General features: G+C 47.1%; 22 protein-coding genes. 8 read left to right on the top strand and 14 right to left on the bottom strand.

Annotation, left to right across the window (positions count from 1 at the left end):
• The first annotated feature begins 137 nt into the window (after window positions 1-137).
• A complete protein-coding gene (locus tag WBG78_RS17710; protein ID WP_337327797.1) occupies window positions 138-938 on the top strand; it encodes a class I SAM-dependent methyltransferase in 801 nt (266 codons plus the stop codon).
• An 82-nt stretch (window positions 939-1,020) separates the two neighbouring features.
• Here WBG78_RS17710 and WBG78_RS17705 read toward each other — a convergent pair whose 3' ends face one another.
• From WBG78_RS17705 to WBG78_RS17695, 3 genes are read right to left on the bottom strand one after another with little or no spacing between them, the layout of a single operon-like run.
• Window positions 1,021-1,272: a hypothetical protein gene (locus tag WBG78_RS17705; RefSeq protein WP_337327796.1), complete on the bottom strand. Its 252-nt coding sequence runs from the start codon at window positions 1,270-1,272 to the stop codon at window positions 1,021-1,023.
• On the bottom strand, window positions 1,269-1,880 hold the full coding sequence (locus WBG78_RS17700) for an alpha/beta fold hydrolase (protein ID WP_337327795.1): 612 nt from the start codon (window positions 1,878-1,880) through the stop codon (window positions 1,269-1,271). Before WBG78_RS17700 ends, WBG78_RS17705 begins: the two co-directional genes overlap by 4 nt.
• Window positions 1,877-2,305, bottom strand: coding sequence for a hypothetical protein (locus WBG78_RS17695; RefSeq protein WP_337327794.1), 429 nt, complete (start codon window positions 2,303-2,305; stop codon window positions 1,877-1,879). Before WBG78_RS17695 ends, WBG78_RS17700 begins: the two co-directional genes overlap by 4 nt.
• 112 nt (window positions 2,306-2,417) lie before the next feature.
• On the opposite strand from WBG78_RS17695, the gene WBG78_RS17690 reads away from it, so the two are divergent.
• Window positions 2,418-3,398, top strand: a complete 981-nt coding sequence (locus tag WBG78_RS17690; protein ID WP_337327793.1) for a GlxA family transcriptional regulator — start codon at window positions 2,418-2,420, stop codon at window positions 3,396-3,398.
• On the opposite strand, the gene WBG78_RS17685 is transcribed toward WBG78_RS17690, so the two are convergent.
• Window positions 3,395-3,895 carry a DinB family protein gene (locus tag WBG78_RS17685; protein ID WP_337327792.1) on the bottom strand — a complete coding sequence of 167 codons (501 nt, stop codon included), beginning with the start codon at window positions 3,893-3,895 and terminating at the stop codon, window positions 3,395-3,397. The two genes, WBG78_RS17690 and WBG78_RS17685, sit on opposite strands and share 4 nt — an antisense overlap.
• 161 nt (window positions 3,896-4,056) lie before the next feature.
• Window positions 4,057-5,427: a D-arabinono-1,4-lactone oxidase gene (locus WBG78_RS17680; RefSeq protein ID WP_337327791.1), complete on the bottom strand. Its 1,371-nt coding sequence runs from the start codon at window positions 5,425-5,427 to the stop codon at window positions 4,057-4,059.
• 197 nt (window positions 5,428-5,624) lie between these two features.
• Here WBG78_RS17680 and WBG78_RS17675 point away from each other — a divergent pair, with 197 nt between their 5' ends.
• The 3 genes from WBG78_RS17675 (at window position 5,625) to WBG78_RS17665 (ending at window position 9,740) form a co-directional block, all read left to right on the top strand.
• Entirely contained in the window at window positions 5,625-7,169 is a 1,545-nt protein-coding gene (locus WBG78_RS17675) for a carboxylesterase/lipase family protein (RefSeq protein ID WP_337327790.1), read from the top strand.
• Window positions 7,170-7,309: 140 nt separating this feature from the next.
• Window positions 7,310-7,972 carry an O-methyltransferase gene (locus WBG78_RS17670; protein WP_337327789.1) on the top strand — a complete coding sequence of 221 codons (663 nt, stop codon included), beginning with the start codon at window positions 7,310-7,312 and terminating at the stop codon, window positions 7,970-7,972.
• Between the two features lie 124 nt (window positions 7,973-8,096).
• Complete coding sequence (locus tag WBG78_RS17665) at window positions 8,097-9,740, top strand: carboxylesterase/lipase family protein (RefSeq protein WP_337327788.1); 1,644 nt, start codon at window positions 8,097-8,099, stop codon at window positions 9,738-9,740.
• A 59-nt stretch (window positions 9,741-9,799) separates the two neighbouring features.
• Here WBG78_RS17665 and WBG78_RS17660 read toward each other — a convergent pair whose 3' ends face one another.
• From WBG78_RS17660 to WBG78_RS17650, 3 genes are all read right to left on the bottom strand, one after another.
• Entirely contained in the window at window positions 9,800-10,417 is a 618-nt protein-coding gene (locus WBG78_RS17660; RefSeq protein ID WP_337327787.1) for a DJ-1/PfpI family protein, read from the bottom strand.
• Between the two features lie 234 nt (window positions 10,418-10,651).
• Window positions 10,652-11,035 carry a cupin domain-containing protein gene (locus tag WBG78_RS17655; RefSeq protein ID WP_337327786.1) on the bottom strand — a complete coding sequence of 128 codons (384 nt, stop codon included), beginning with the start codon at window positions 11,033-11,035 and terminating at the stop codon, window positions 10,652-10,654.
• Window positions 11,036-11,059: 24 nt separating this feature from the next.
• Window positions 11,060-11,905 (bottom strand): hypothetical protein, encoded by an 846-nt coding sequence (locus tag WBG78_RS17650; RefSeq protein ID WP_337327785.1) that lies wholly within the window; start codon window positions 11,903-11,905, stop codon window positions 11,060-11,062.
• A 135-nt stretch (window positions 11,906-12,040) separates the two neighbouring features.
• Between WBG78_RS17650 and WBG78_RS17645 the strand changes: the two genes are divergently transcribed.
• Complete coding sequence (locus tag WBG78_RS17645; protein ID WP_337327784.1) at window positions 12,041-12,448, top strand: EVE domain-containing protein; 408 nt, start codon at window positions 12,041-12,043, stop codon at window positions 12,446-12,448.
• Between the two features lie 135 nt (window positions 12,449-12,583).
• Here the strand turns inward: WBG78_RS17645 and WBG78_RS17640 are convergent, their stop codons facing one another.
• Complete coding sequence (locus WBG78_RS17640) at window positions 12,584-14,647, bottom strand: HelD family protein (protein WP_337327783.1); 2,064 nt, start codon at window positions 14,645-14,647, stop codon at window positions 12,584-12,586.
• A 203-nt stretch (window positions 14,648-14,850) separates the two neighbouring features.
• On the opposite strand from WBG78_RS17640, the gene WBG78_RS17635 reads away from it, so the two are divergent.
• Complete coding sequence (locus tag WBG78_RS17635; RefSeq protein WP_337327782.1) at window positions 14,851-15,774, top strand: TerC family protein; 924 nt, start codon at window positions 14,851-14,853, stop codon at window positions 15,772-15,774.
• 5 nt (window positions 15,775-15,779) lie between these two features.
• Here WBG78_RS17635 and WBG78_RS17630 read toward each other — a convergent pair whose 3' ends face one another.
• Window positions 15,780-17,309 carry a nucleoside hydrolase-like domain-containing protein gene (locus WBG78_RS17630; RefSeq protein ID WP_337327781.1) on the bottom strand — a complete coding sequence of 510 codons (1,530 nt, stop codon included), beginning with the start codon at window positions 17,307-17,309 and terminating at the stop codon, window positions 15,780-15,782.
• Between the two features lie 103 nt (window positions 17,310-17,412).
• Complete coding sequence (locus WBG78_RS17625; protein WP_337328049.1) at window positions 17,413-18,843, bottom strand: S10 family peptidase; 1,431 nt, start codon at window positions 18,841-18,843, stop codon at window positions 17,413-17,415.
• Between the two features lie 198 nt (window positions 18,844-19,041).
• Here WBG78_RS17625 and WBG78_RS17620 point away from each other — a divergent pair, with 198 nt between their 5' ends.
• Window positions 19,042-20,220 (top strand): phospholipase D-like domain-containing protein, encoded by a 1,179-nt coding sequence (locus WBG78_RS17620; RefSeq protein ID WP_337327780.1) that lies wholly within the window; start codon window positions 19,042-19,044, stop codon window positions 20,218-20,220.
• A gap of 12 nt (window positions 20,221-20,232) precedes the next feature.
• Here WBG78_RS17620 and WBG78_RS17615 read toward each other — a convergent pair whose 3' ends face one another.
• The 3 genes from WBG78_RS17615 to WBG78_RS17605 all read right to left on the bottom strand — a co-directional run bounded on the left by WBG78_RS17615 (window position 20,233) and on the right by WBG78_RS17605 (window position 23,854).
• Window positions 20,233-21,270 carry a metal-dependent hydrolase gene (locus WBG78_RS17615; RefSeq protein WP_337327779.1) on the bottom strand — a complete coding sequence of 346 codons (1,038 nt, stop codon included), beginning with the start codon at window positions 21,268-21,270 and terminating at the stop codon, window positions 20,233-20,235.
• Between the two features lie 17 nt (window positions 21,271-21,287).
• Window positions 21,288-22,031, bottom strand: a complete 744-nt coding sequence (locus tag WBG78_RS17610; protein ID WP_337327778.1) for an SRPBCC family protein — start codon at window positions 22,029-22,031, stop codon at window positions 21,288-21,290.
• A gap of 173 nt (window positions 22,032-22,204) precedes the next feature.
• Window positions 22,205-23,854, bottom strand: coding sequence for a carboxylesterase/lipase family protein (locus WBG78_RS17605; protein ID WP_337327777.1), 1,650 nt, complete (start codon window positions 23,852-23,854; stop codon window positions 22,205-22,207).
• Window positions 23,855-23,950 lie beyond the last annotated feature (96 nt).

Here is a 23,950-nt window from a genome sequence, read left to right as displayed (position 1 = left end):
TTGATTTCGATGATCGCCTGTTTACACGATCGTTCGTTTCATCTTACCGTATGTTTGTTCGTGTGAAAAATCGTTAAGCCGAAGCAGGGACGCGACAGAAACGTTTGTACATTGGCTTTAGCTTAACTAAACGATTCATGAGCGACGCCACCTCGAGAGCTGAAATGCCAAAGGGCAGTCAGGCAGTGTTAGATAGACGTACCGTTATAAACGGCAACGCCAATCTGTTAAGACTGCTAAAGAGGGGCGATCGCGTTCTTGATGTCGGGTGTGGAAGTGGTGCAATTACAAAAGATATAGCGGGTCTTGTCGGCACTGATGGGTTCGTTCTCGGTATTGATCCCAGTGAACATCTTATAAGTCAGGCTAAGCTGGCGTATCAACACCTTGCTAATCTCTCGTTTGCTGTTGAGGATATTAATAAATACTCTGCTTCGGAGTTGTTCGACGTTGTTACAAGTGCGCGTGTGCTGCAATGGCTCACCGGGCCAACAGATGTAGTATCGCGAATGACATCCCTGGTTAAGCATGGTGGGTGTCTCACGATACTGGATTATAATCATGAAAAAGTAGAATTCAATCCCGAGGTTCCTCCGAGCATGCAGGAAGTGTATGCGGCATTTCTGAAATGGCGTGCCGATGCGGGCATGGATAATGCAATAGCCGACCATCTCGACGAGATCTTTAAAGGCGCCGGCCTTGTCAATGTAACTTCATCAGACTATTCGGAGATCTCGATACGAGGTCATAAGAACTTTTCAGATGACATAGCGTTGTGGTCGATCGTGGCTCAGGTGCGCGGACCTCAGTTAGTATCCGATGGTTACGTCACTGAAGTTACAAGGCAGGCCGCAATAAATGATTACAAACAGTGGATGGAATCAGATGCCCAATATATGAAACTGTATCTCAGGGCAATCACCGGATATCGCGCTTGAAGAAAATCAGCAAAGCCAGGTCGGACAAGCGTAAATATAAAGTGCGCAGGATACGTGAGTAATTCACGATTACAACGAGCACTCAGTTATCCAGTTCCGCCTGCAGCTGAGGAACATCATCAGGCAACACCTCTGCCATAAATCCGAAGTTCCGCATAATATTAATCACGTCAAGGCAGTCAACTTCGCCAATAATGGATTTGACGCGAAGAATGTGATCATTGTCTTCCAGGTCGAAGTTGGCAATGTATAAAGCGCAATGACCATGCAGCGCGTCAAGTAACAACCTCGCATTCGCCTGATCTGTCACATTGGTCTTGAATACTTCAATCATTCGTCAATAGAATTTATGTCCTCAACCAGTGAAGGAATGCCATTTACATATAAATGTCCTTCATGATCGAACTGTCTGATCTTTGCATGAGGCAATGCTACCGCGAAATGCCATAAGTGCGAAACCGGTACCACTTCATCATCCTTACTATGGTAAAAAAAGATGTTAGGTATGTACTGCAGATGTCTTTGAAATCCATGCTCGTAGCTGTACTCATTGACTTCCCAGTTTTTTAATCCCCAATAAACGGCGCCAATCAAAAACAGACCGGCGATCGACTTCATTGGTGGCTTCTCTGACAAGTATTTCAACGCGACTGAAGCGCCAATAGAATGTCCTATCAAAATAACTTTCTCATTTCCATGGTCCCTGAGAGTTCGCTCGAGCTTTTTCTTCCAGGGCTTATAGTGAGGCGCCTCGAGGTCAGGCATGTCCGGTATCAGGATCTTTGTTCCGGCCTGAAGATTTCCGCGCAAAAATTTCACCAGAAAATCGCTTCCTTCTCCATTACCCTGCGGCCCGGCACTGGTTAGAAAAAGAATAACATAACGGCGCGAATGAACCGCATCAGCCAGAGCGTCCATAGTACGGGTCGTCAGTTGATTCATTTGGCAGCCACTGTTGCATGATCCAGGATCCGAATCATGCAGATCATTTCGTCATCGTTCAGGTACCATTCAATGGCTGGACGATCCTCAACCGGACACTCGTCCTTGAGCATTTCTGAAAATATGTCCTTAATGGTGTGTACTTTCTTCATCCACTGATGAACACGATCGGCAGTGTATTCCCCCTTCTGAATAGTATAACGCTCGCAATTATACTTTTCGGCTTCACCGGGATTCAATTCCTGGACCGCTGCATGATAAACAACCTCATCGTTGTCCATATAGCTGATACCGTAGTACGTACGGTCGATTCCATCGGGTAAAAGGCCCTGAAGTGTATCGAATGCATCCTTAATTCCGTCGGGAAATGTGTGAACACGAAACCCGAAAGCGCTGATGTTTTCCTTGATTTTTATGGTTTCCATGGGCTTTTGCATCTTTATCCAAAGTTAAGATGAATCGGTGTTCAGGTTCAGGGTTGAATACGGCATTATAAGGGGTTGATTACGACATCGCTCAGTCTTATTTTTGAAGTATATGAAACATATATCGATCCTCGTTCCCAAAGGAGCCATTCTTGGTAGCCTCGAAGGTTCCCGCCAATTGCTTACGCAGGTAAATCAATTCTTTTTAGCCCGCGGGAGCGAGCCGATATTTCAGGTTCAACTCGTGGGTCTTTCAAAAGAAGCCAGCCTTGCGGGCGGACTTTTCGTCGCCCATCCTGAAAAGACAATTCATGATGTTCTTCGAACCGACCTCATCATTGTTCCCGCTGTTGACGGAGACTTATCTCAGGCGATAGAGGCAAACAAGGAGTTCTTTCCATGGATCGTTAAGCAATACAATCAAGGTGCGGAAGTTGCCAGTCTTTGTCTCGGCGCATTTCTCCTTGCGTCAACTGGATTGCTGAATGGAAAGCGATGTGCAACACACTGGATGGCTGAGAATGCATTTCGAAAAATGTTTCCAGACGTCACACTGGTTACAGAGAAAGTTATCACCGACGAACACGGCCTCTACTCGAGCGGCGGCGCATTCTCTTACATGAATCTCATATTATACCTGATCGAAAAGTTCGCGGGACGTGAAATGGCTGTCCTGGCTGCCAAAGTGTTTGCGATTGAAATCGCTCGCGAAGATCAATTGTCGTTCATCATTTTCCAGGGACAAAAGGATCATGACGATGAGCAGATCAGGAAAGCGCAGGAATTTATCGAGGCAAACTTTCATGAAAAGATCACCGTAGATCAGCTTGCTTCACGCTTTGCTATCGGACGACGAAACCTTGAGCGCAGATTCAAGAAGGCCACCAGCAATACCGTTGTCGAGTACATCCAGCGCGTGAAGATGGAGGCTGCGAAAATCAACCTCGAATCCTCACGCGAGAATGTAAACGAAGTAATGTATAAAGTGGGCTACACTGATACTAAGGCATTTCGAAATACCTTTAAGCGTATCACTGGACTTTCCCCCTTGCAGTACCGCACCAGGTATAATAAGGCCGTGAACGCCAACTAGCGTTCCCAGAAGAAGGGAGGCTCAATACCAAGCGCTCTGAGGTAAACATATCCCTGGCCGCGATGGTGGATCTCATTGTCGACGAAGTACATCATCATCCAATAGATCTTACCGGGCCATTGTCCAAAGGCAACGTCGTCCTCCTGAAATCGGCCGGTCGGAATCTTTGACCAGTTTTCATCAATATAGGCCGTTGTCTCATCCCACTTTGCGAGAAGCTCTTCTTTTGAGGAGATTGATTTGGCATCCGAATAGGCGTCCCACTTTCTGGTAATGATTCCGTCCAGTCCAGGTCGGGCCATCCCGAGCATTTCTTTAGCAAGGTCAGAGAATGGCCTCATTCCGGCCACGGAAAAGCTGAACAATTCCTTTTCCGGAAATTTCTCAATCACACGACGCGTCAGTTTGCGGTGTCCCTGCCACATTTGCAAAAGATCTTTGCTGCTGATTGCCGTTTGTGCCACATCTGTTGTCGGTTCTACTACTTCGTTTTTCATGGTCACTGAAATTTAAGGTGAGGTTATTTACTTTCTTGTCTTGATGATTCAAAGTAAACTCCGCCCAGTGACAACAGTATGTCAGGAGTAAAATGGCGAAACGAAAAGTTTGAAAGATTCTTCGATTTTTTTGCCGGAGTCCTGGCCAAAAAGTCCCTGCTTCAGGCGCCGGAAAGGACATGATCCATGAATTCATTGCGGAACTTACCCTCTGGGTCATACTTTGCGACAAGCGCCTTGAACTGATCGAACTTCTCATATCGGGATCTCAGCTCCGAGGGCCGCATGGCAAATTGCTTGCCCCAGTGTGGACGGGCATCAAACGGCTTTAGCGTATCCTCCAACCTGGGTAGAAATGCCGCTACGCCGGCCGTATCCTGCTTCAGGGTGAAGTGGATCGCTACGCTATCGCGTCCATACGCCGTGCTCAGCCATAAATCGTCGGCCGCAATAGTTCTGATCTCAGTTATAAACAAAAGTGATTTTAACTCTTCCTTGTGATTTTTCGCGACGGCAAATATTGCTTCAACTGCTTTATCCCGGGGAACAAAGTATTCCGCCTGAAGTTCTTCTCCGCTGCTGGGCGTGAAATTCATTTTGAAGTGTGGCAAACGCTCATACCACGGTCCAGCTACACCCATCTGAGGCGTACAATTTTCCGCGGACACTGAAATGATCGGATGCACGTCGCGATCAGCGAGCTTCGCTCCAAAGAATTCCGACGGCGCGTCTGACGGTTCTCCTTCCTTAGCAATCTTCTTTATCCAAACCTGATTTACATTCTCACTCTGCCAATCGGTGAACAGACTGACACTATAACCTGCAGCAACTATTTCATCAAAGTGTTCTTCAAGCTGTTTCATTGGCAACCCCAGATACACCCATTGACGTACATTAAATGCAGGCAATAGTTTAAGTTTCACCGTTGTTGCCACTCCCAAAGATCCCAGATTCACGATTGCGCCAGCAAATTCATCCGGGTCCACGTTCTTCGAAAATATCTTCAGCTCACCCGCGCCAGTAAGAATTTCGATTTCGTCAACAGCGGTTGATAAATTACCATTGGTTACGCCAGAACCATGCGTTGCCGTTGCAACTGCCCCCGCCACAGAAATATGCGGGAGTGACGCCAGGTTATGAAGTGCAAATCCCTTCTCATAGAGAAAAGTACAAAGATCACCATACCGGATGCCGCCGCCTACCGATATCGTCGCCGTATTTGGATCAATAGAACCGATGTGTACGAACCCTCTGGTGGAAATCAAATTCGCATCTGAATCAGCAATTGTATTAAAGCAATGCCGGGTTCCCAATGCGCGGAGCTTCGTACATTTTTTGATTATGTCACGGGCCTCGTCATTGGATTTTGGTTCAAAGATGTTACCTGTACTATATGTAATATTACCTGCCCAATTCCTGATCACGGTGTCTTCAATGGTTTCATTTTTCGAATTGTTGCACGATGACAGGGGCGATAACGCAGCACCGGTCAGCATGGCTGTTGACAATTTAAGGAAGGAGCGCTTATTCATCTCGATTTATGAAAAGGTTTATAGTTACCCGCATAGACTTCAAATGCCCATCGTGCTTCCAATGAGTTCACTCACAGTTCATCGTACGTTCAAATTAATGAATAGCGCTATCTATTACTAATTCACTTATCACATAATTCAATGTGTACCTTTGACGCATTCATTCTGTTGCGTATCATTGATGATAGATCACAATTATGCTAACACGCGTCATCACCATTGTAATTCTTTCCCTTATTTTATTTTCTTGCCGCAAAGACCATCCTGAAAAGAGCAGTCCGGATTTGCTGGTAGTCAGAACTTCGGGTGGACTGGTTTCCGGCAGCTACGAAGACAGTGTCTTTGCGTTCAAAGGCGTTCCCTATGCGGCACCTCCGGTTGGCGATTTGAGGTGGAAAGCACCTGCACCAGTTATCGCCTGGAACGACACATTGAAATGTCTGTCATTCGGCGCCAGCCCGATTCAAAATGAGCCCAAGCCATTTATGATGTGGTCTGAAGAATTCATTACTCCGCCACAGCCCCTGAGCGAAGACTGTCTGTTCCTGAATATCTGGAGTGGTGCACGTAGCGCTTCTGACCGGCTTCCTGTGTTCGTCTGGATTCACGGAGGTGCCTTTACCTCGGGGTCAGGAGCATGCGCAATTTACAACGGTGCGGCTATGGCAAGAAAGGGCATAGTCTTTGTTTCAATAAACTACCGCCTCGGAGTATTTGGTTTCCTTGCTCATCCTGAGCTTACTAAAGAGTCAGGCAAAAGTGCTTCTGGCAATTATGGTCTGATGGATCAGGTTGCTGCACTTCAATGGATCAAAGAAAATATCCAGGCCTTTGGTGGTGATCCCTCTAAAGTTACCATAGGTGGTCAGTCCGCAGGGTCCATGAGTGTTCAGGCATTAATTGCTTCGCCTCTTGCAAAAGGATTGGTGCATGGAGCTATTGCCGAGAGTGGGGCAGGAAGACAAATAACACCTTTAATGGCAGCAGAAAAGATAGGAGAGGCCTTCGCGAAATCAGGCAACGCATCAAGCCTGGCAGAATTACGCGCTATCCCTGGCGATACGATTCTCAGTCTTGCGAATAAGATGCCTTTTGGATCCTTCTTTCCAATAGAGGATGGATATGTGCTGACTCAGCAATTGGCAAAAGTCTTTTCCGGGAAGCAGCACATAGATGTTCCGTTGCTGGCAGGTTGGGTAACCGGAGACGGAGCCCTGGCCAGCCGGAAACAAATGAATGCAAATGAATTCAAAAATGACATCAAGAAGACCTTCGGACACCAGTCTGATGAAATGCTGAAATTGTTTCCGGCAGCAAATGATAAAATGGCAGCTGAGTCGCAGTTGAAACTTGGATCCATGCGATTTGCCGGCGTGCCTGACTACCAATGGGCGCTTGCCAACACCAGTGCCAGTTATTTATATGAGTTTACTTATGTGCCCACCGATAAGCCGGGTTTTCCGAACTACGGAGCATTTCATACCTCAGAAGTTCCGTTCGCTCTTCACACGCTCAGCCACTGGGACCGGCCCTGGACAGAAACTGATCTGGAGGTTGAAAGATATATGTCTTCATACTGGCTTAATTTTATCAGGTCGGGTAATCCTAATGGTGATGGACTGCCAGAGTGGGAATCTTACAGTTTGCAAAACGGCGACATGATTCGTTTTGGTGCACATCCTGAACCGATTGCCGGTCTCTATAAAAAAGCATTCGAATTGTTATCTGCGAGTGCGCACTGATTTTGATCCGCGCGACAGTAGTATTTTGAGAAATAGATATGGCTTATATTTGATTGTTGCAGGATATTGGAGATGCAAAATAGTTCACGAATATCCCGCAGCTATATCGCACAATCACGTCCAATAACGATAAAAAGAGTATGAACGATTTGTTTGGTAAAGTTGATGAATACATACAGGACCTTGTTGGTCAGGAAGACAGTGCACTAAAGGCAGCGGCACATTCTGTTGAAGAAAACGGAATTCCTCCAATAGCAGTTTCCGTCAATCAGGGCAAGTTTCTGCATGTTCTGGCGCTGGCTGTTGGCGCCAGGCGAATTCTGGAAGTGGGCACGCTGGCTGGTTACAGCACCATCTGGATGGCTCGAGCCTTGCCCAGTGATGGCAAGTTGATCACACTCGAGTATGACCCCAAACACGCAGAGGTTGCCAGAAAGAATATAGCAAATGCAGGACTCTCTGATAAGGTCGAAGTCCGCGTTGGTAAAGCAATTGATTCGCTGCCAAACCTTGAAAAGGAGAATCTCGGACCGTTCGATATGATCTTTATCGATGCTGATAAGCCTCCCTACAAGGAATACTACGAATGGGCAATAAAGCTTTCACGCCCCGGCACATTGATTATAGCCGACAATGTGATACGGGAGGGAAAGGTGCTCGACCCGAACTCAGACGACGATATGGTACAGGGCGTGCGACGTTTCAACCAGGCGATGGCCGAGAATTCTTCAACTATTGGTACAATCATTCAGAACGTCGGCGCCAAGGCACATGACGGGATGGCCATTATGGTGGTGAAATAGTCTCGGGCAATCATTTTTAAGGCCAGGTATGGCAGCGACCGTCCGTGGAATTCGGCGTAGTGCCAAAGTGTTGTTCGCGTTTTTTGTATACTATTGTGTACAACTAACACAATGAACACTACCTATGAAGCAGATCACCACGCTCATCATGCTTTTTGCCGTAGCCATATCGGCAAATGCTCAAAAGGCGTCAGCGCCTCTGGTTACGGGCGCTAATGTCGCAGTCGTTCAGACAAAGTCAGGCAAAGTCCGGGGCTATATTCACAATGGCACATATATCTACAAAGGAATTCCTTATGCTAAGGCAAAGCGTTTCGAGGCGCCACAACAACCGGACTCGTGGGATGGTATACGCAGCTCAATGACTTACGGGCCTGTCAGCCCTTTGATGACACCCACCACGCGAGTACAGGATGAGTCGGAATTTGTATTCCATCATGACTGGGGATATGCTAATGAAGATTGCCTTCGTCTTAACATATGGACACCTGGCATCAATGATGGCAAAAAGAGGCCGATCATGTTTTGGATACATGGAGGCGGATACACTGCAGGATCGTCTCAGGAATTACCATCGTATGACGGCGAGGCAATAAGCAAGAAAGGTGATGTCGTGCTTATCTCAGTGAATCACAGGCTTAATGTCCTTGGTTTTCTTGACTTGTCAGAATATGGAGACAAATACAAGTCATCTGCCAACGCAAGTTTTTATGACCTGGTAGCAGCATTGGAATGGGTTAAAGCCAACGCTGCAGGTTTCGGTGGCGATGCCAATAACGTTACCATTTTTGGTCAGTCTGGCGGCGGCGGAAAAGTAACAGCGCTGATGAGTTCGCCACTTGCAAAGGGCTTGTTTCATAAGGCAATTGTGCAGAGCGGCGTCTGGTCGCCTTACCAGGATCAGATGGTTTCAAAGCGTATTGGCAGCGCCGTTCTGAATGAATTGGGACTCATTCCTTCACAAGTTGACTCCATTCAAAAGGTTCCTTATGATAAGCTTGTGGCTGCAGGGAACAGGGCTATCGCCAAAGTCCGTGAGCAACTTACGGCGGAAGGAAAAATCACCGGAAGCGGCATCACTGCCGGATTACGTCTGGGCTGGACGCCCACTATCGACGGCAACTTTCTTACTCACAACCCTGGCGACGCTGAGGCACTTGCAAACTCGGCAACGGTTCCGCTATTGATCGGATCGACAAAGAATGAATTTATGAATTCACTGCGTAATCCGGAGTTGCGAAATGGCAATGAAGAACAGGTAAAAGCATTCCTGCAAAAGCAATGGAAGGATAAAACGGATGCATATATAGCAGCCGTTAAAAAAGCCTATCCGAATGATACGCGCCCCACGGATCTAATGGACATTGATGCGTTCTTTCGCCCAGGCATGGTGGCACAGGCAAACGCAAAATCGGCCAGCAGCCAAGCGCCGGTTTATGTTTACCTTTTTACATGGCAGTCGCCGGTACTTGACGGTGCCTACAAAGCCTTGCACTGCATGGAAATTCCCTTTGTGATGAACAACATTGCCCGCTGTGAAGAAATGACAGGTGGGGGTAAAGATGCTTATGTGCTGGCTGATAAATCCAGTCAGGCATGGATCAACTTCGCGCGTACCGGAGACCCGAATCACAAAGGGCTTCCCGCATGGCCGAAGTATAACGCTTCAGTGGGCGCTACGATGATGCTCGATAACACATGCACCGTGCGCAATCATCCGGACAAAGAAGTATTGGAACTTGTCGCGAGCGCGCAGCCCGGACTTTGACCGCTTAAGACCAAAAGCAAAAGGCTCCTTACCGGAGCCTTTTTTTATAGCTTAGCTGGTTACCAGACCGCTGTCTGTGTTCCATGATTTGCATACGCAGATTCATATTCCATGTAGGCGGCCGTTTTCCTGGCAACGGTCGGGCTAAGTAACATTTCCAGTGCATAGAATGACAAATCAATTCCAGCTGAAATTCCGCCTGAGGTGAACAGGCGACTGTCTGTGCGAACAAATCGTTTGTCTGCTTGTGGAATAGACAACGGAGCAATAGTAGTGACGTCATCATAGACTTCCTGATGTGTGCAATATCGCTTGTGATCGAGCATCCCAAGTTTAGCAAGTAGTCTTGCACCAGAACAAATTGACAGTGAGAGCGCGGCATTTTCAATCAGCAAGCTCAGCTTGCTCAAAAACACTTCATCATGCACTAACCTTCTGGTGCCAACTCCACCAGGAATAATAAGAATATCGATGGGAGGGTGGGTGTCAAATGAATATTGTGGCGCGACGGTAAGATTGTTTACTGCATGCACAGGTTCTCCGTCGAGAGATAGCGTTATAACGTTGAAGCAAGGCTGAGGTGTTACCTCGGCAGATGCTGAGAATACTTCGAATGGCCCGGCAAAGTCGAGCACCTCAACCTCGTTGAAGAGGATGATCCCTACAGTTTGTTTCATAGTGTTTGTTTTTAGCTTTAGCGTGCGTAAAAGAGAACGCCGTGATTTCATCTTGTGGCGTTCCGGCATCCAGTATAGCATCATGGAGTGCATAATCTGCGTCGCCATGGTATTGAAATCTTAAACAAACATACCATGAAGCCAAATAACCTTCGGGACAGTAATGCGACATTTCAGGCCAGACAGAAACTATTGACCGTACCGTGATTTGCCAAGAGCGCCCGATGTATTAGTTTAGTCCTTGGAATGACCGCTGTAATTTGGAGCAAAGAACACTAGCAGTGATATTTCTTCCTCTCCAATGAATTTGTGCTCCGCGTGTGCCGGCACGTAAACCAGGTCTCCGGTTGACAAAGGAACATTGACTTCTTCTCCGTCATGAACTATCCGTATGGTTCTCGATCCGAGCAACACATAATACAATTCATCTTCATTGTGCGGTCGCTGCATATCAATTTCACCTTTCGGTAGCCTGTAAAAGTGAAGGCTCATTTCCGGTTGAAATGGAGTTTTGGGTTCGGCTTCATAGTCGCCAATCATGGTGTAAAAATTACCAGTGCCTGCCATAAGCTCGGGCAGGCTCCATTTTGCACCCATCTGTGGCTTCGCGTTGTTCATGATTGTTGCTTTTAGAATACGATTCTATTTTGAGCGTTTAGCTGCTGCTTCGGGAACATAAGAACTAACCAGGTCGCCAAAGTAGTGCCAGTCAAATCCAGTTTCAACGCGATTGTGCCGAAGCGTTGGGAGTTGCGTTGTGATAATTACCTGGGTTTCACCAAACCAGGCTGCATGATGCTGAGGAATCTGCAGCTTTACAGCTTTTACCATTCTGAATTTTATAGACTTAAGTTCCTGCTCAAACGAATCTTTAATCTTTTGAACATTAGTCATGCCGTACATTAGAACCAATCCCGGGCGGTGTTTCTTGATCTGCCGAATAATGGATGACATGCGATTGGGAAAAACATGCTGTTCATATTGCTCGCGATCTCTTATATAGGAAAGTGGTTTGGATACCACAAGCCATCGATAGTACCAGGCATGACTGTGCGGACTGGGCAGGGGATAGAAACGCACCATCGCCGCATCACCGCTATCTATAAATGACGTTTTTTGGTAATTCAGTAAGTCGGGGACCTCGTGGTGATTGTAGCCATGCGTGAACGCGATTAGATTTTTCCAGGCACCATTAAGAAGCGCGTCTTTGCCAAAGCGATATTCAAAGAGCGTTTCAAAAGACTTTCCTTTAGGACCTTCATCGCGATAACCCACGTTCCTATAAAGATCTTGCAAGTCACAAAGAACTGGCTGCTCTGATTGTTGATGATGGACTGCAAAGTAGTTTGTCTTTTCGGCCACTTCTTCGGGCAAGTCTCCGCCGCCTTCTTCGTATCCCACAAGCCATATATTGGCGCCCCATGTTCCATATCCAAAGAATTTGTCAATCCAAAGCTGAAGATTGTGTTCACTGATTAGCGTATCCATAGCTGAAGCTTGTGTTTCGCGATTAGCATCATATGTTAACAATATAACGATTGGAGCACTAAGCAAGATACTGGCTCGGATACTTGGATGTTTTTGAAAATACAAATTACCTTCGCGCGAAACTGACATTCGCGTATGAACTATTGGCTTGTTAAATCTGAACCATTTAAATATAGCTGGGATCAATTTCTAAAAGACGGCAGAACTTTCTGGGACGGTGTACGCAATTACGCTGCACGTAATAACCTGAGGGCTATGAAGAAAGGCGATGAGGTGTTTTTTTATCACAGCAACGAAGGACTGGCGATTGTAGGGATTGCCAAAGTTGTTAAGGAAGCATACCAGGATCCAACAACAACCGATGCGAATTGGGTCGTCGTAGATCTGCAGCCGGTAAAGTCGATGCCAGTTCCGGTTACACTTGCTCAGATTAAAGCTGAAGCTTCTTTAAAGACCATGGATTTGGTCCGTCTGTCAAGGCTATCGGTAGGAAGGGTCACTGAAAAGGAGCATGCCAGATTACTGGCCATGGGAGGACTTTGATGTTCTTCTCTTTTATTTATTTAACATAATATAAATTATGAAACCAAAAGGGCCAGAACTTGGAACTCTATCAGTTCAATCCAATCTGCTGCTTCCAACAGACGGCACATCAACCAACCAACTGGCACAGAAACTTCATGATGCCACAAAAACCGTGGCAGACCTGCTATACGTCAATGTTAGCTTGTGCATAGCCCGCGTGCAGGCAATATATAGCATACTCCGGTCAACAGCGGTCTTATAGTTACGATCAGAAGCAAAAGGCACAATTACATTGTCGAACTCCAGACCTTTACTCAGATGCACGGTCGTAATGATTATGCCGTTCTTGAATGACGTGCTTTCAGCATCAAGCAAAGTGAACGGCAACTCAAAGTCCTTGTCCTCCTTCAAATGCTCGTAAAGCGTGCTCGCCTGGTCGAATGTCTTGCATAAAATCCCAAGTGACTGAAAACTGCTCTCATTGAACTCATACAGCATTTCCCTGATCGCATTCGCTTCTTCAATATTCGACCCGAATTCCAACACCTTAGGCTCGTCTCCATAACGCTCCATCGGTATCAGCTCCGGATTCCTGCTGATCCGCTGCGCGAAATTCGTGATCTCAATTGTAGACCGGTAGCTTCGCACAAGCTTTACAGAATCTCCATTGGGAAATACCCGACTGATATCGTCAGATGATGACGCACTGAATGGATTTACTTTTTGATTGACATCGCCCAGGATTGTCTTTTTGCAGCTGAACAACCGATTCAAAACCGCATACTGAACGGCTGTATAATCCTGCATTTCATCCACCAACAAATGCTTCACATGATCAAAGGACGCAACACCCTCGACGCGAATTCGAAAATAGATCAGCGGAAACACATCACTGTACTCCAGTTCGCCTCCAGGTAAAAGCTTGAACATTTCCGGCTTACCAAGCCACCGGTAAAAGTCTTCATACAGCTCCAACACACTGCTGAAACGAAACATCCTCGGCACCTGCTCCCAAAGTCTTGCACGGTCCTGCCCGTTCAGTTTTTTCCCGCTCATCGTTCGCACGTGCTGCTGAATATCCCGGATGACTTCCGGAAAGCGCTTTAAAATCGGGATACGATAATATGCACGGAACCGCTCGAGAATGAAAGGAAACGGAACAACCGTACCCGCTACACGCAGCTCAGTAAAATCGAAATAGTTGTTCTCTACATGGATTAAATACTGGTTGAGCTTTGATAAAAACTCAAACGATGCCTTAAACCGGATGCGTTCTGCAAATGATTCTTCGTTGTGTTCCAGAATTTCCGTAACCTGCTCGAAGAAGCTTTGAAATGGATATTTATGGTCAAGCAACTCACTTGCGAGTTCCTCCATACCTGTTTCAGGAATGGTTTCTTCCCCTAACTCAGGCAATACGTTTGATATGTAACTGGCGAAAACCTTGTTGGGTGAAATAATGAGAATGTCTTTGGCTGTTATTGTGTCCCGGAAGCGGTACAACAGAAAGGCTATACGGTGAAGCGCTATTGAGGTCTTTCCCGACCCTGCAACGCCCTGAATAATCATTACTTTCGACGTGTCGTTTCTGATCACAGCATTCTGGTCACGCTGGATCGTGGCGACTATGTTTTTCATCTTATCGTCAGCCGACTTGCTTAGTTCACGTTGAAGGATTTCATCCTGAATGTTTACGGCATTCTCAATCATGAACTCCATTTTGCCGTCGCGTATCCGGTACTGACGTTTGACCGAAATCTCGCCTTTTATCTGGCCCGAGGGTGTCTGATATGAAGCTTCTCCAAGTTCGTAATCGTAAAACAAAGATGAAACCGGAGCACGCCAGTCGTAAATCAGGTTTGATCGCCCAACCTCGCTTGCATAGCTGTGCAGTCCAATATATACTGCATTGGTTTTGCCTCTCTGAGGGGTGAAATCAATCCGGCCAAAGTAAGGTGAGTCCATAAGCTTCATCAGCTTACGACGGCGCTCGACTACGGATTCCCCCGTGAATGCAATTCGATCGATAGACTGCCCCGCTGCGACAATATCAGCCTCATCCATGCCCGACTGATGTTCGTGGATATACTGCTTCTTTTGCCGAAGTTCTTCCGAGAACTGTTTCACATTGTCGTCGACCAACTGCACCGACAACATCAATTTCTCCCTGATCTCTCCCAGGTATTCACGTTCCGACTGTTCTGTTGGATTGAGCATTGATCTGTTGTTCTTGGCGTATGCCAAGACGCAAAGGTAGGGAATTTAAGCATGGTTCTCCCCCATCGGAAAACCGGCATTCAACTTTGGCCTCACGCGAAGGCGACTCAAAGCAAGCTGCAATAATAATTGCTTCATCAAATAATGAATTTCAGTGGAAATTCAGCTATTCTTAAAGTATTGATGCAAACGTATTCGTTCCCATGAACTTTACCCAGACGCAGCTTTGGATCGGATTTAACCTCTTCGTACTAATAATGCTTGTCCTTGACCTGGGCGTGTTCCATCGCAAGTCAAAGGCAATTTCCATTCGCGATGCGCTGACCTGGACCGCCGTCTGGGTCGCGATGGCTTTACTCTTCAATACCTTCGTGTACTACCAATTTGGCAGCGATGACGCATTCGAGTTTCTCACCGGCTATGTAATCGAAAAGTCACTTAGCGTCGATAATATCTTCGTCATCATTATCATTTTCTCATACTTCCACGTCCCTGCCGAATATCAGCATAAAGTTCTGTTCTGGGGAATTCTTGGAGCGTTGGTAATGCGCGTAATGTTCATCCTTACAGGTATTGAACTGATTCACAAGTTCCACTGGCTCATCTACGTGTTTGGTTTCTTTCTTGCCTTTACAGGCATACGGCTCCTAATCCAGGGCGAAGTGAAACTTAACCCGGAAAAGAATCCCGTGGTTCGATTCGTGAGGCGAATATTTCGCGTTACACCGGGATACGAGGGCGATCAGTTCTTTGTACGCAGGAATGGGTTGTTATGGGCCACTCCTCTCTTTGTTGTAATGGTTTTGATAGAAGCAACTGATCTGGTATTTGCCGTGGACAGCATACCAGCAATTTTGGCCATTTCGGAAGATCCATTCATCGTATACACGTCGAATGTTTTTGCCATTCTCGGACTCCGGTCACTTTACTTTGCAGTAGCCGGAATCGAAAAGTATTTTGTCTATCTCAAGTATGCTCTTTCTGCAATACTCATTTTCATTGGTATAAAGATGTGCCTTGCAGACGTCGTCAAAATCCCAATTGAGTGGTCTCTCATCTTTATCGGTAGCGCTTTAACGATAGCCATAGTGACTTCACTAACAGTTAAAAAAAGACAGGAAGGTTAGAGAGCTTACTGAACAGTGACAATTACTCTCCGATAGCGCGTTAATTTAGGAACGCCATCGTCCGTCACTTCAGCTATCAGATGAAACGTATCTCCGACTCTGGCGTCAAGGGGGATTTTGAAACTCGACAAAAGGTTACCAGAGTTCATGATCATTATTTTGCCTCCGTAAGAGTCCACTTCTTCGTACTGCCACCACTTACAGGTAACCTTGTCACTATCGGGATCGGAAACATTTACTGCAAGGTTAACAACAGCGCCAGGCTTCGCCTGCACATGCTTTTCATGAGCCAGATTAACTACAGGAGGGTGATTGGCGTCCTCAACGGATGCTACGCACCAATCAGCCCTGGCTGCGAAATCCTGTTGCAGGACTTCGATCCACCTGGTTTGAGGATATGCTTTATCATAGCGCTTTGTGAAAGGATTAAAGTCAGTTACGTTATCGCCGTCTTCCCATCTGTTGGGTTTCGACTTTGACCGTACCATCCGTCCGCCCCATCCGCCAAAAGATGCGTCCTTCAGGTTATCGAGCCCGACATCGATCAAATGAAAATAAGCGGGCGAATCGCCTTCGGAAATGAAATCAAATTGGGTCATCCCGGCCTTGCGCATAACTGCCGTATCACCCTGATTATGTTCCGGATCATTCTGGATTTGCCGGCCATCACCCCACACATAGTATTGTTTCAAAAGTGGGCCGTGATTGCTCCGGATATTTTTATCAAACCATGGTCCCCGAAGATAGGCTTGCAACGGTTGGGGTACGACACGCGGCCATGGATAAGCGAAATTCCAGAACTGAGCAGAGTTATAGAGCACCTTAATTTCCGGCCAGTTTGGAGCAACATATCGTTGGTAGGTGTTATCCTGGTCCAACACCGCATAAAGTATTGCTTTACGTGAGACCCGACGTTTTACCGACTCCCAATCCGGCTGAGCTTTGTACTGGTCTTCAATAGATTTTAACGCGCGGGCTACTGTATTGGTACCTCCCCAGATCTGGAGGTAGACGGCCGTAGTGTCGGAGTCAAGCAGTATTTGCCTGATGAAATCGGATCCCGGAGTGTCGCGCTCCATCTCACCCTCAAAGTCTATGTTACCGACGCGTATCAAACTCTTCAGATATGCCGGACTTGGAAATCCGGGAGCGTGCTTCTTTAGATTTTCGTAAACCTTAGCGTACTCGTCAATGTGAGCCTCCATCCATTCAGTACCTGGCCACCGGAGTTCGGAACGTTCCCCATATCTTTTGGCCGTCATCGGCATTGCCGAGGTGTATTTGGTGCGCTTACCATCTCCTTTGTAATGCCACTGTGAGCTGCTATAGACCAATCCGATTAAGTCGAATTCATTGGAATACAGAAGCATCCTGATGAACGAATCCTGATCATCCACTTCCCCATCCGTAGTAACGATAGTTCTCGGTTTCTTTGATAACTCTTGTGCTATCACTTCAGCTGCAGGCGATATCAAAGCCGATATCACGCTGACAACAAGTATTTTAATCAAACACGTCTTAAGCAGCTTTTTCATTAAAGATAAATACGCTCCCTTTCTCATCAGCTCCGGTTTATCGATCAAAAAATCAACCTGTTTGGACTAGATCAGTACTTACTCCACAACAGGTAATAACGCCCTACTTCATATCGTATTTCGCTGGCTGACTGCCAGGAGTGGTTTTGCGAATAAACTCCCTGAGATGGTCATTAGATGAAACCAGGTCCTCACTGCGAAGGTACATCATATGACCGCTGCGATATCCTTCGAAGTGCAATCTGTCTTTCATTTTTCCGCTGGGGTCAATCTGCCAAAGTGTGTACTTAGCGTCGAAGTAAGTGGTCGCCCCGTCGTAGTAGCCCGACTGAATGAGCACATGCATGTATGGATTCTCGGCCATGGCCAGGCGAAGGTCCTCTCCGGTTTGATCGCCTGTATTGTCCCATGGATGAACCGGGCCAAACATATTGTACTTGATATCAGTTTTATACTTTAAAACTTCACGAAGGTAATAATTAATGGCTGGTGTGAAGGAATGAAGCCACGACGTAAGTTCCGCGTTATAGTCAGGATCCGTGCCACTATCTTTTTTGTCGATGCCTAGATATCGTGAGTCGAGACGTCCAATAGTCTTACCGTTGTCCCTCAGAAGCTCTTTCCAGAAGAAGGAAGGTGTAATCGCGAGATTATTTTGAAGTACCACGGCCGATGATAATCCCGAGTAGCGTGCAACCTGCTCTGCAATGCGCTTCCTCTCAGCGTCCGTTATAAAACCACCCTTTGCAAGAGCAGGCAAAAATAACTCGATGGTAAACTTCTCAGATTCCGCCAGCGCATCAGGAAGATCTTTTCCCTGAAGATCAGCAGGAAGCTTCTTATGATACCAGGCCGCAGCGGTGTAATATGGAAGAGCCAGCGCATCTCCTACCGTACCATCGCGCTTGATGCCCAGCTCCGTAGGCGAAACGAGAATCACACCATTCAGGTACATCCAGTGAGAGTTCTGCAAAGCTTTTGCAAGTCCCGACACTCTTGTAGTTCCATAACTCTCGCCGATCAGATACTTGGGTGAGAGCCAACGGTTATTGCGCGATACAAATGTGTTTAACCATTCCGACAGGTAAGCAATATCTGCGTTAACACCAAAGAATACTGAACGCTCTGCCTTAGCATCAAGAATCCGCGAGTATCCAGTGTTAACAGGATCAATGTATACGATGTCAGCTACGTCAAGTATTGAGTTCGGATTGTCCTTTACCCCGTAAGGTTGCACAGGATAGCCTTCCGAATCTATGTTTAGAATCTTGGGACCTGTGTAAGCAATGTGCATCCAGACCGAGGCAGATCCCGGACCTCCATTAAAAGACATGACCAGCGGACGCTTGCTTTTGTCTGCCATATCAGTGCGCTCATAATAGGTGTAAAACAGAGAGGCTATGACCTTTCCGTCTTTGTCCCAAACCGGCTGCGTACCTGCAGTTACCCTGTAAGGCACGTTTTTACCCTTGATGCTTATCTGACCGGTAGATGTCACGGAGGATTCGGCCTGCAGTATCCTGTCCTGACTCATTGCCACGCTCGACAGTAGCAGCAGTGCGAAAGAAAAACTAACTATTTGGAAGATTCTGTGAGTCAGGGACATGTATTTAAGCTTTTGGACAAATCACAAGGAAACGAAAAATCTCTTTCCTGATACTTCCACAAGAATAAAATTTACCCGTCACCTACAAATTGTCGGAATGAATGGAATACATATTTTAATGTGCCGATGGTTAGAAAGTCATCTTCTGCAGGGGCAGGCTATAGTCTGCGCAACGACGTTAAACTTATACACGACGGCGGAACGTATTTTCGGGTTCTCGAGGAAATGATCGATGCCGCCCGCGAAACTGTACATTTCCAGATGTACATATTCGAAGCCGATATAACCGGCACGCGCATAGCCGAAGCGTTAAAAAGGGCTGCTGCCAGAAAGGTCAGCGTTTATATGATGCTTGATGGGTATGCGTCCAGACCGCTACCAGCCAGCTTTGTAAACGATCTGCGGTCCTCCGGCGTTCATTTTCGATGGTTTCAGCCTCTCTTTCGGGGAGATAATTTCTTTGTTGGCAGGCGAATGCATCACAAGATCATAGTGGTTGATGCTTTGCACAGCCTCGTCGGAGGACGAAACATATCGAACCGATACAACGATCTCCCGGGTCAGCCTGGATGGCTTGACTGGGCAGTACATGCAACTGGAGATATCTCAAGAGAATTATACAACCGATGTGTGCTGATGTATTTTCGGCGCCCTCCGAAATCGCAGGCTGTAGGGCCTGCATTGGCGTCGCTGGAAGAATGCAGAGTTCGAATGCGCGTGAATGACTGGATCCGTAATAAAAACCAGATTTCACGAAGCTACCTGGAGATGCTGAAGCGCAGTGAGCAAAGTGTAACTATCATGTCGAGCTATTTTTTGCCCGGCAGGGTATTTCGAAAAAACCTGCGGCTGGCTTCCAAGAGGGGGCTACGCATTCGGGTCATCGTCACCAAGCTCTCTGATATTCCTCTGGCCAAGCACGCAGAGCGCTTCTTTTACCCCTGGCTCCTGCGCCGGAATATTGAAATATATGAATACCGACGCAAAGTATTGCATGGAAAAATTGGATGCCGTGATGGGATATTTGTCACAGTTGGCTCTTTCAACTTCAACGACCTTAGCGCATACGCCAGTATCGAATTGAATCTGGACATCCATGACAAAGAATTCGGTATTCAGGTGGAATCGTCTCTGGAAAAGATCATCAATGAAGATTGTGACCGCATAACAGCAGAAGATCTCCGTCATAAAACCCGCTGGTGGAATACCGCTATGTACCGGATAGCCTATGCGCTCTTCAGGACATTTCTGATTGTGTTCACCATCAGCTCCGACCGGGAAAGAAAAACCACGCGCAGGCTTTGATCCGTCTTCATCTTATTCCCGCGGCGGTGCAGGTAGCTCGTTACCCAGAATTCTTCTTAAGAACGCCTTTACGGCAACATAGTCCCAACCCTCAAAGCGACCTCGCTGGAGTACAAGCGTGTTATCCAGGTCTGGATGCAGGTAAAAGTGAAACACAAAACCGTTACGTGGATATTGCCATCCCAACATTTGACCAAACCGAAGGTCGTTGAACATCAGTGTGTCTGCCCGTGCCTCTATGGTGTAGTGCCCCTGCGAAAGTTGTTTTAGCGTTTTTATCTCCTCTTGATTAAATGATGATTCCTCAATCAACGAATCATTTCTCGGAAAGAATTCAAAGTGAATGTCGTTTGATTGATCAAGGACTGAGCGATAACCAACATAGCTTCCATTTTTATCGGTCGCTACGACGTACCAGAGCCAGCTGTTGAAGGGAGTTGGGGTACTAAAGTGTGATGTGGGTGCGATGCCATGAAGAGCAAACACTTTGTTTGATATCCTTTCTACCTGCCATTTGTTGTAAAGGGCATAGGCAAGGTATGTCGCAGAAAGCGCAAGAGCCGAGGTCGCGATAAGATTGCGCCATCGAAAATTGCTGCGCGTAAATAGCAACAGCACTAATGCGAGTCCGAGCGGTAATGAAAAGAATGGATCAGCAACAAATATGGCGTTAAAACTCACTCGTAAATGGCTGAACGGTTCAAACCAGCCTGTACCATAAGCATTGAACGCGTCAAGAATCAGGTGAGTAAGCACCTCAACTCCCAGAAAGAATATCCAAAAGGAGATTGGCACGGCCTTGTCACCCCACAATCGTCTCACTCCCCAGGCCAGAACTGGTGTAATCAGAATAAGAAAGAGTATGGAATGCGTAAGTCCGCGATGCGCCATCGCATTTGCTGCGGGTGACATCCACATACCAAAAACAAAGTCTATATCTGGCACCAATTGGGCAAAGCCTCCAGCGACCATTGCCCTCTTTCCTAATTTATGGCCCGCGATAAGCTCACCTATGCAGGCGCCTGCTGCGAAGTGAGTTATGGTATCCATTCCCGCAAGAATCGCTTTTAGCGCTCGTCGGTATCGACGCCCCGGATGTAATTGACGCCGCCTTCAATGTTGTACTTGAAGCGCTTGAGATCTTCCACAATAAGATCCTGCAGATAGGGATTAAACAGTTGTGCGGCCAGCCCGCCCACATCACCTCCTGGCAGCCTGTATGCGATCGTAGCTTTGACTTCAGTGCTATTTCTCGGGGCGTCGAGAAAGTGAACGTAGCCCGCATTATCTATTGTTGAACCAGGCACTGACGACCATGCAATGTACTCTCCTGGCTGATCGTCTACGATTTCTGCAGTCCATGACAGACTCCCCACGTTGCCGGGCAGCGCCGCTTTCCAAAGCGAATGTGTTTCATCGATCTGGCGAATCGAAGTCAGATGCTTCATAAACAACGGAAGATGCTCCAGCTTTCTCCAGTATGAATATACCTCTTGACGGGGCTTGCTGATAACCTGGGAAACCGAGGCCTCGACCGTGGTAGCTCCTCTTCCCGCAGTATTGCGTCGAAGCGCTGAGTTGACCGGGCAGTATCCTGTGGCACCTCGCATTAAAAGAAATCCACCCGCCACCAGCATCGGCAGCGCAGTTAATTTCTTCTTGTTGCGTAGCCCATACGTTGCTAACAGAGCCCCACCTGCTACGGACACAATCCGCTCTATCGTTCCTACATTTACAACGCTTGATCCAGACGCCGGCGGCAACAAACTTACGTCGCTGGATGCCTTCCTGGAAATATCTTCTGCCCTCATAATTGTGATAGTTTTTACTAATATCCGCAAAAAATGTGCGAAGGAAGCAACGGGCCAGCCAAAGTTCCTATCAATTTTAACGAACGGGCAGAGACCTTGCTATAACAAAAAAGGCCGGCGCAAAAACGGCCGGCCCTCTTCAATATCGGAATCGACTGGTTAATATACCCAGGTCAATTTTTGTAAGCTTTGTCCAGGAACAGATATCGTGCGTCATCTTTTGCGTCAACCGCCTTAGATTCGACATCTATAACCATCACCGAAGGCGTTGTATCAGTGGCTTCTGCTGCAGGCCAGTTTGGAAGATTGCCACCATTAGGATTCCCGGTCTTCACAAAGTTCGCGAAGTAGTTCAGCATCGTCTCCGACACCTTAAAGTCATCAGGCGTCCATGCGTATTCTTTGATCAAATGCAGATTGCCCATGCAATACTCGATCTCGCACGCGTGAGGCGCGCCAACAGCCTCTGGTGGCTTCGGAGCACTAGAGTTTTTTTCAACGGTACCTCCTGCTAATCCGGACGTGCGGCTCTGATCGACCAATGGCGGTCTGAGCTTGCTGTAAAGGTAGCGGTACACTGCTTTGTTACTGTTCTTTCTTTGAAGGTCGAACCATTTCCATGTGCTATACGCGATGAACCTGTCCGATGCAAGTGCTGTTGCCGACAATTCAATCTCCTTTTCTGAACCGTGCGGATACAGTTTGAGAACCTGATCATAATCGTTCGGATATGTTTCTTTTACCTTTTTCACATAGTTCTCATCATTATAGGGAAGTCCTTGCATAAACGCCATTCCCGGAATCTCGGCGGAATTCCAGCCAAGTAGCAGTGGGACCTGTGCCTGCTCTTTTGCACCGAAAATTTGAGGGATGGTCTTCGGATAAAAGTAGCCATCAACGACTGTAGGAAATCCAAAGCGCTTTGACTCCGTGTAAATTTCGTAGACCTCTTTAGTACTCAAGGCTCGCAGCTGTGCAAGCGTGACATAACCGGCCTTCTTGCCGAATTCAAACCCAGTCTGTTCTGCCTCTCCAAGGGCGACCGGCGCCAGAGTAGGGTTTATTCCCGCGCCACTCTCTCCTATCGCACCAGCAATAAGATTCTTTGATAAAGGCGAAGACATCAATGCACTGACTGCAATCGAGCCCGCAGACTCGCCAGCAATCGTCACACGTTTGGGGTCGCCACCAAAGTTTGCAATGTTCTTCTGGACCCATTGAAGTCCGGCCACCTGATCCAGGAGCCCGTAATTACCCGATGCCTTATAGGCCGCCTCCTTCGACAGTTCAGGATGCGCAAAGAAACCAAAGATGTTCAGACGATAATTAACAGTGACCACAACGATGCCCTTCTTTGCCATGCTGGCACCATCATAGCGAGGCTCTGAGCCATCTCCCGCGACAAAGCCTCCGCCATAAAAATAAACCAGCACAGGAAGCCCCGTCTCGTTTCTCTTCGCAGGAGACCACACATTTAGATACAGGCAATCTTCGCTGATGCCTGCGGAGCGTGAATTCATATCTCCGAAAACCACGGCCTGCACCGGCCTGGGGCCAAACGCCTTGGTATTTTTTACGCCTGACCAGGAATCAACTGGCTGGGGTGCCCGCCAGCGAAGATCTCCAACGGGCGGCTTTGCGAAAGGAATGCCGAAATACTGCGAAAGGGCGGATCGGGTATCGAAAAGACCCTCGATGGTACCCTTGTCGGTCTTCGCCTGAACGGGAAAGCCATAGTTATCCTGCGATAAACAATTGAATGATAATGACATAAATGCCAATGCCAAAGTAATTAAGGTGGTAGATTTTGAACCGCTTTTCATTATTGTCTCAGTTTGTAACAATGATAGTAATAGCATTCCTAACTTGCCATAGGGATCGTCAAAAAAGTAATATCTAATTTCCGGCATACGATAAAA

Source organism: Chryseolinea sp. T2 (assembly GCF_037203685.1).
GTDB lineage: Bacteria > Bacteroidota > Bacteroidia > Cytophagales > Cyclobacteriaceae > Chryseolinea.
Note: the sequence above shows the minus strand (reverse complement) of the source record. Positions and strands in the feature narration are given on the sequence as shown.

Excerpts from the sequence above, each read along its gene's own strand:
- WBG78_RS17710 (WP_337327797.1), top strand. The coding sequence starts at position 138 with ATGAGCGACGCCACCTCGAGAGCTGAAATGCCAAAGGGCAGTCAGGCA.
- WBG78_RS17705 (WP_337327796.1), bottom strand. The coding sequence starts at position 1,272 with ATGATTGAAGTATTCAAGACCAATGTGACAGATCAGGCGAATGCGAGG.
- WBG78_RS17700 (WP_337327795.1), bottom strand. The coding sequence starts at position 1,880 with ATGAATCAACTGACGACCCGTACTATGGACGCTCTGGCTGATGCGGTT.
- WBG78_RS17695 (WP_337327794.1), bottom strand. The coding sequence starts at position 2,305 with ATGGAAACCATAAAAATCAAGGAAAACATCAGCGCTTTCGGGTTTCGT.
- WBG78_RS17690 (WP_337327793.1), top strand. The coding sequence starts at position 2,418 with ATGAAACATATATCGATCCTCGTTCCCAAAGGAGCCATTCTTGGTAGC.
- WBG78_RS17685 (WP_337327792.1), bottom strand. The coding sequence starts at position 3,895 with ATGAAAAACGAAGTAGTAGAACCGACAACAGATGTGGCACAAACGGCA.
- WBG78_RS17680 (WP_337327791.1), bottom strand. The coding sequence starts at position 5,427 with ATGAATAAGCGCTCCTTCCTTAAATTGTCAACAGCCATGCTGACCGGT.
- WBG78_RS17675 (WP_337327790.1), top strand. The coding sequence starts at position 5,625 with ATGCTAACACGCGTCATCACCATTGTAATTCTTTCCCTTATTTTATTT.
- WBG78_RS17670 (WP_337327789.1), top strand. The coding sequence starts at position 7,310 with ATGAACGATTTGTTTGGTAAAGTTGATGAATACATACAGGACCTTGTT.
- WBG78_RS17665 (WP_337327788.1), top strand. The coding sequence starts at position 8,097 with ATGAAGCAGATCACCACGCTCATCATGCTTTTTGCCGTAGCCATATCG.
- WBG78_RS17660 (WP_337327787.1), bottom strand. The coding sequence starts at position 10,417 with ATGAAACAAACTGTAGGGATCATCCTCTTCAACGAGGTTGAGGTGCTC.
- WBG78_RS17655 (WP_337327786.1), bottom strand. The coding sequence starts at position 11,035 with ATGAACAACGCGAAGCCACAGATGGGTGCAAAATGGAGCCTGCCCGAG.
- WBG78_RS17650 (WP_337327785.1), bottom strand. The coding sequence starts at position 11,905 with ATGGATACGCTAATCAGTGAACACAATCTTCAGCTTTGGATTGACAAA.
- WBG78_RS17645 (WP_337327784.1), top strand. The coding sequence starts at position 12,041 with ATGAACTATTGGCTTGTTAAATCTGAACCATTTAAATATAGCTGGGAT.
- WBG78_RS17640 (WP_337327783.1), bottom strand. The coding sequence starts at position 14,647 with ATGCTCAATCCAACAGAACAGTCGGAACGTGAATACCTGGGAGAGATC.
- WBG78_RS17635 (WP_337327782.1), top strand. The coding sequence starts at position 14,851 with ATGAACTTTACCCAGACGCAGCTTTGGATCGGATTTAACCTCTTCGTA.
- WBG78_RS17630 (WP_337327781.1), bottom strand. The coding sequence starts at position 17,309 with ATGAAAAAGCTGCTTAAGACGTGTTTGATTAAAATACTTGTTGTCAGC.
- WBG78_RS17625 (WP_337328049.1), bottom strand. The coding sequence starts at position 18,843 with ATGAGTCAGGACAGGATACTGCAGGCCGAATCCTCCGTGACATCTACC.
- WBG78_RS17620 (WP_337327780.1), top strand. The coding sequence starts at position 19,042 with ATGGTTAGAAAGTCATCTTCTGCAGGGGCAGGCTATAGTCTGCGCAAC.
- WBG78_RS17615 (WP_337327779.1), bottom strand. The coding sequence starts at position 21,270 with ATGGATACCATAACTCACTTCGCAGCAGGCGCCTGCATAGGTGAGCTT.
- WBG78_RS17610 (WP_337327778.1), bottom strand. The coding sequence starts at position 22,031 with ATGAGGGCAGAAGATATTTCCAGGAAGGCATCCAGCGACGTAAGTTTG.
- WBG78_RS17605 (WP_337327777.1), bottom strand. The coding sequence starts at position 23,854 with ATGAAAAGCGGTTCAAAATCTACCACCTTAATTACTTTGGCATTGGCA.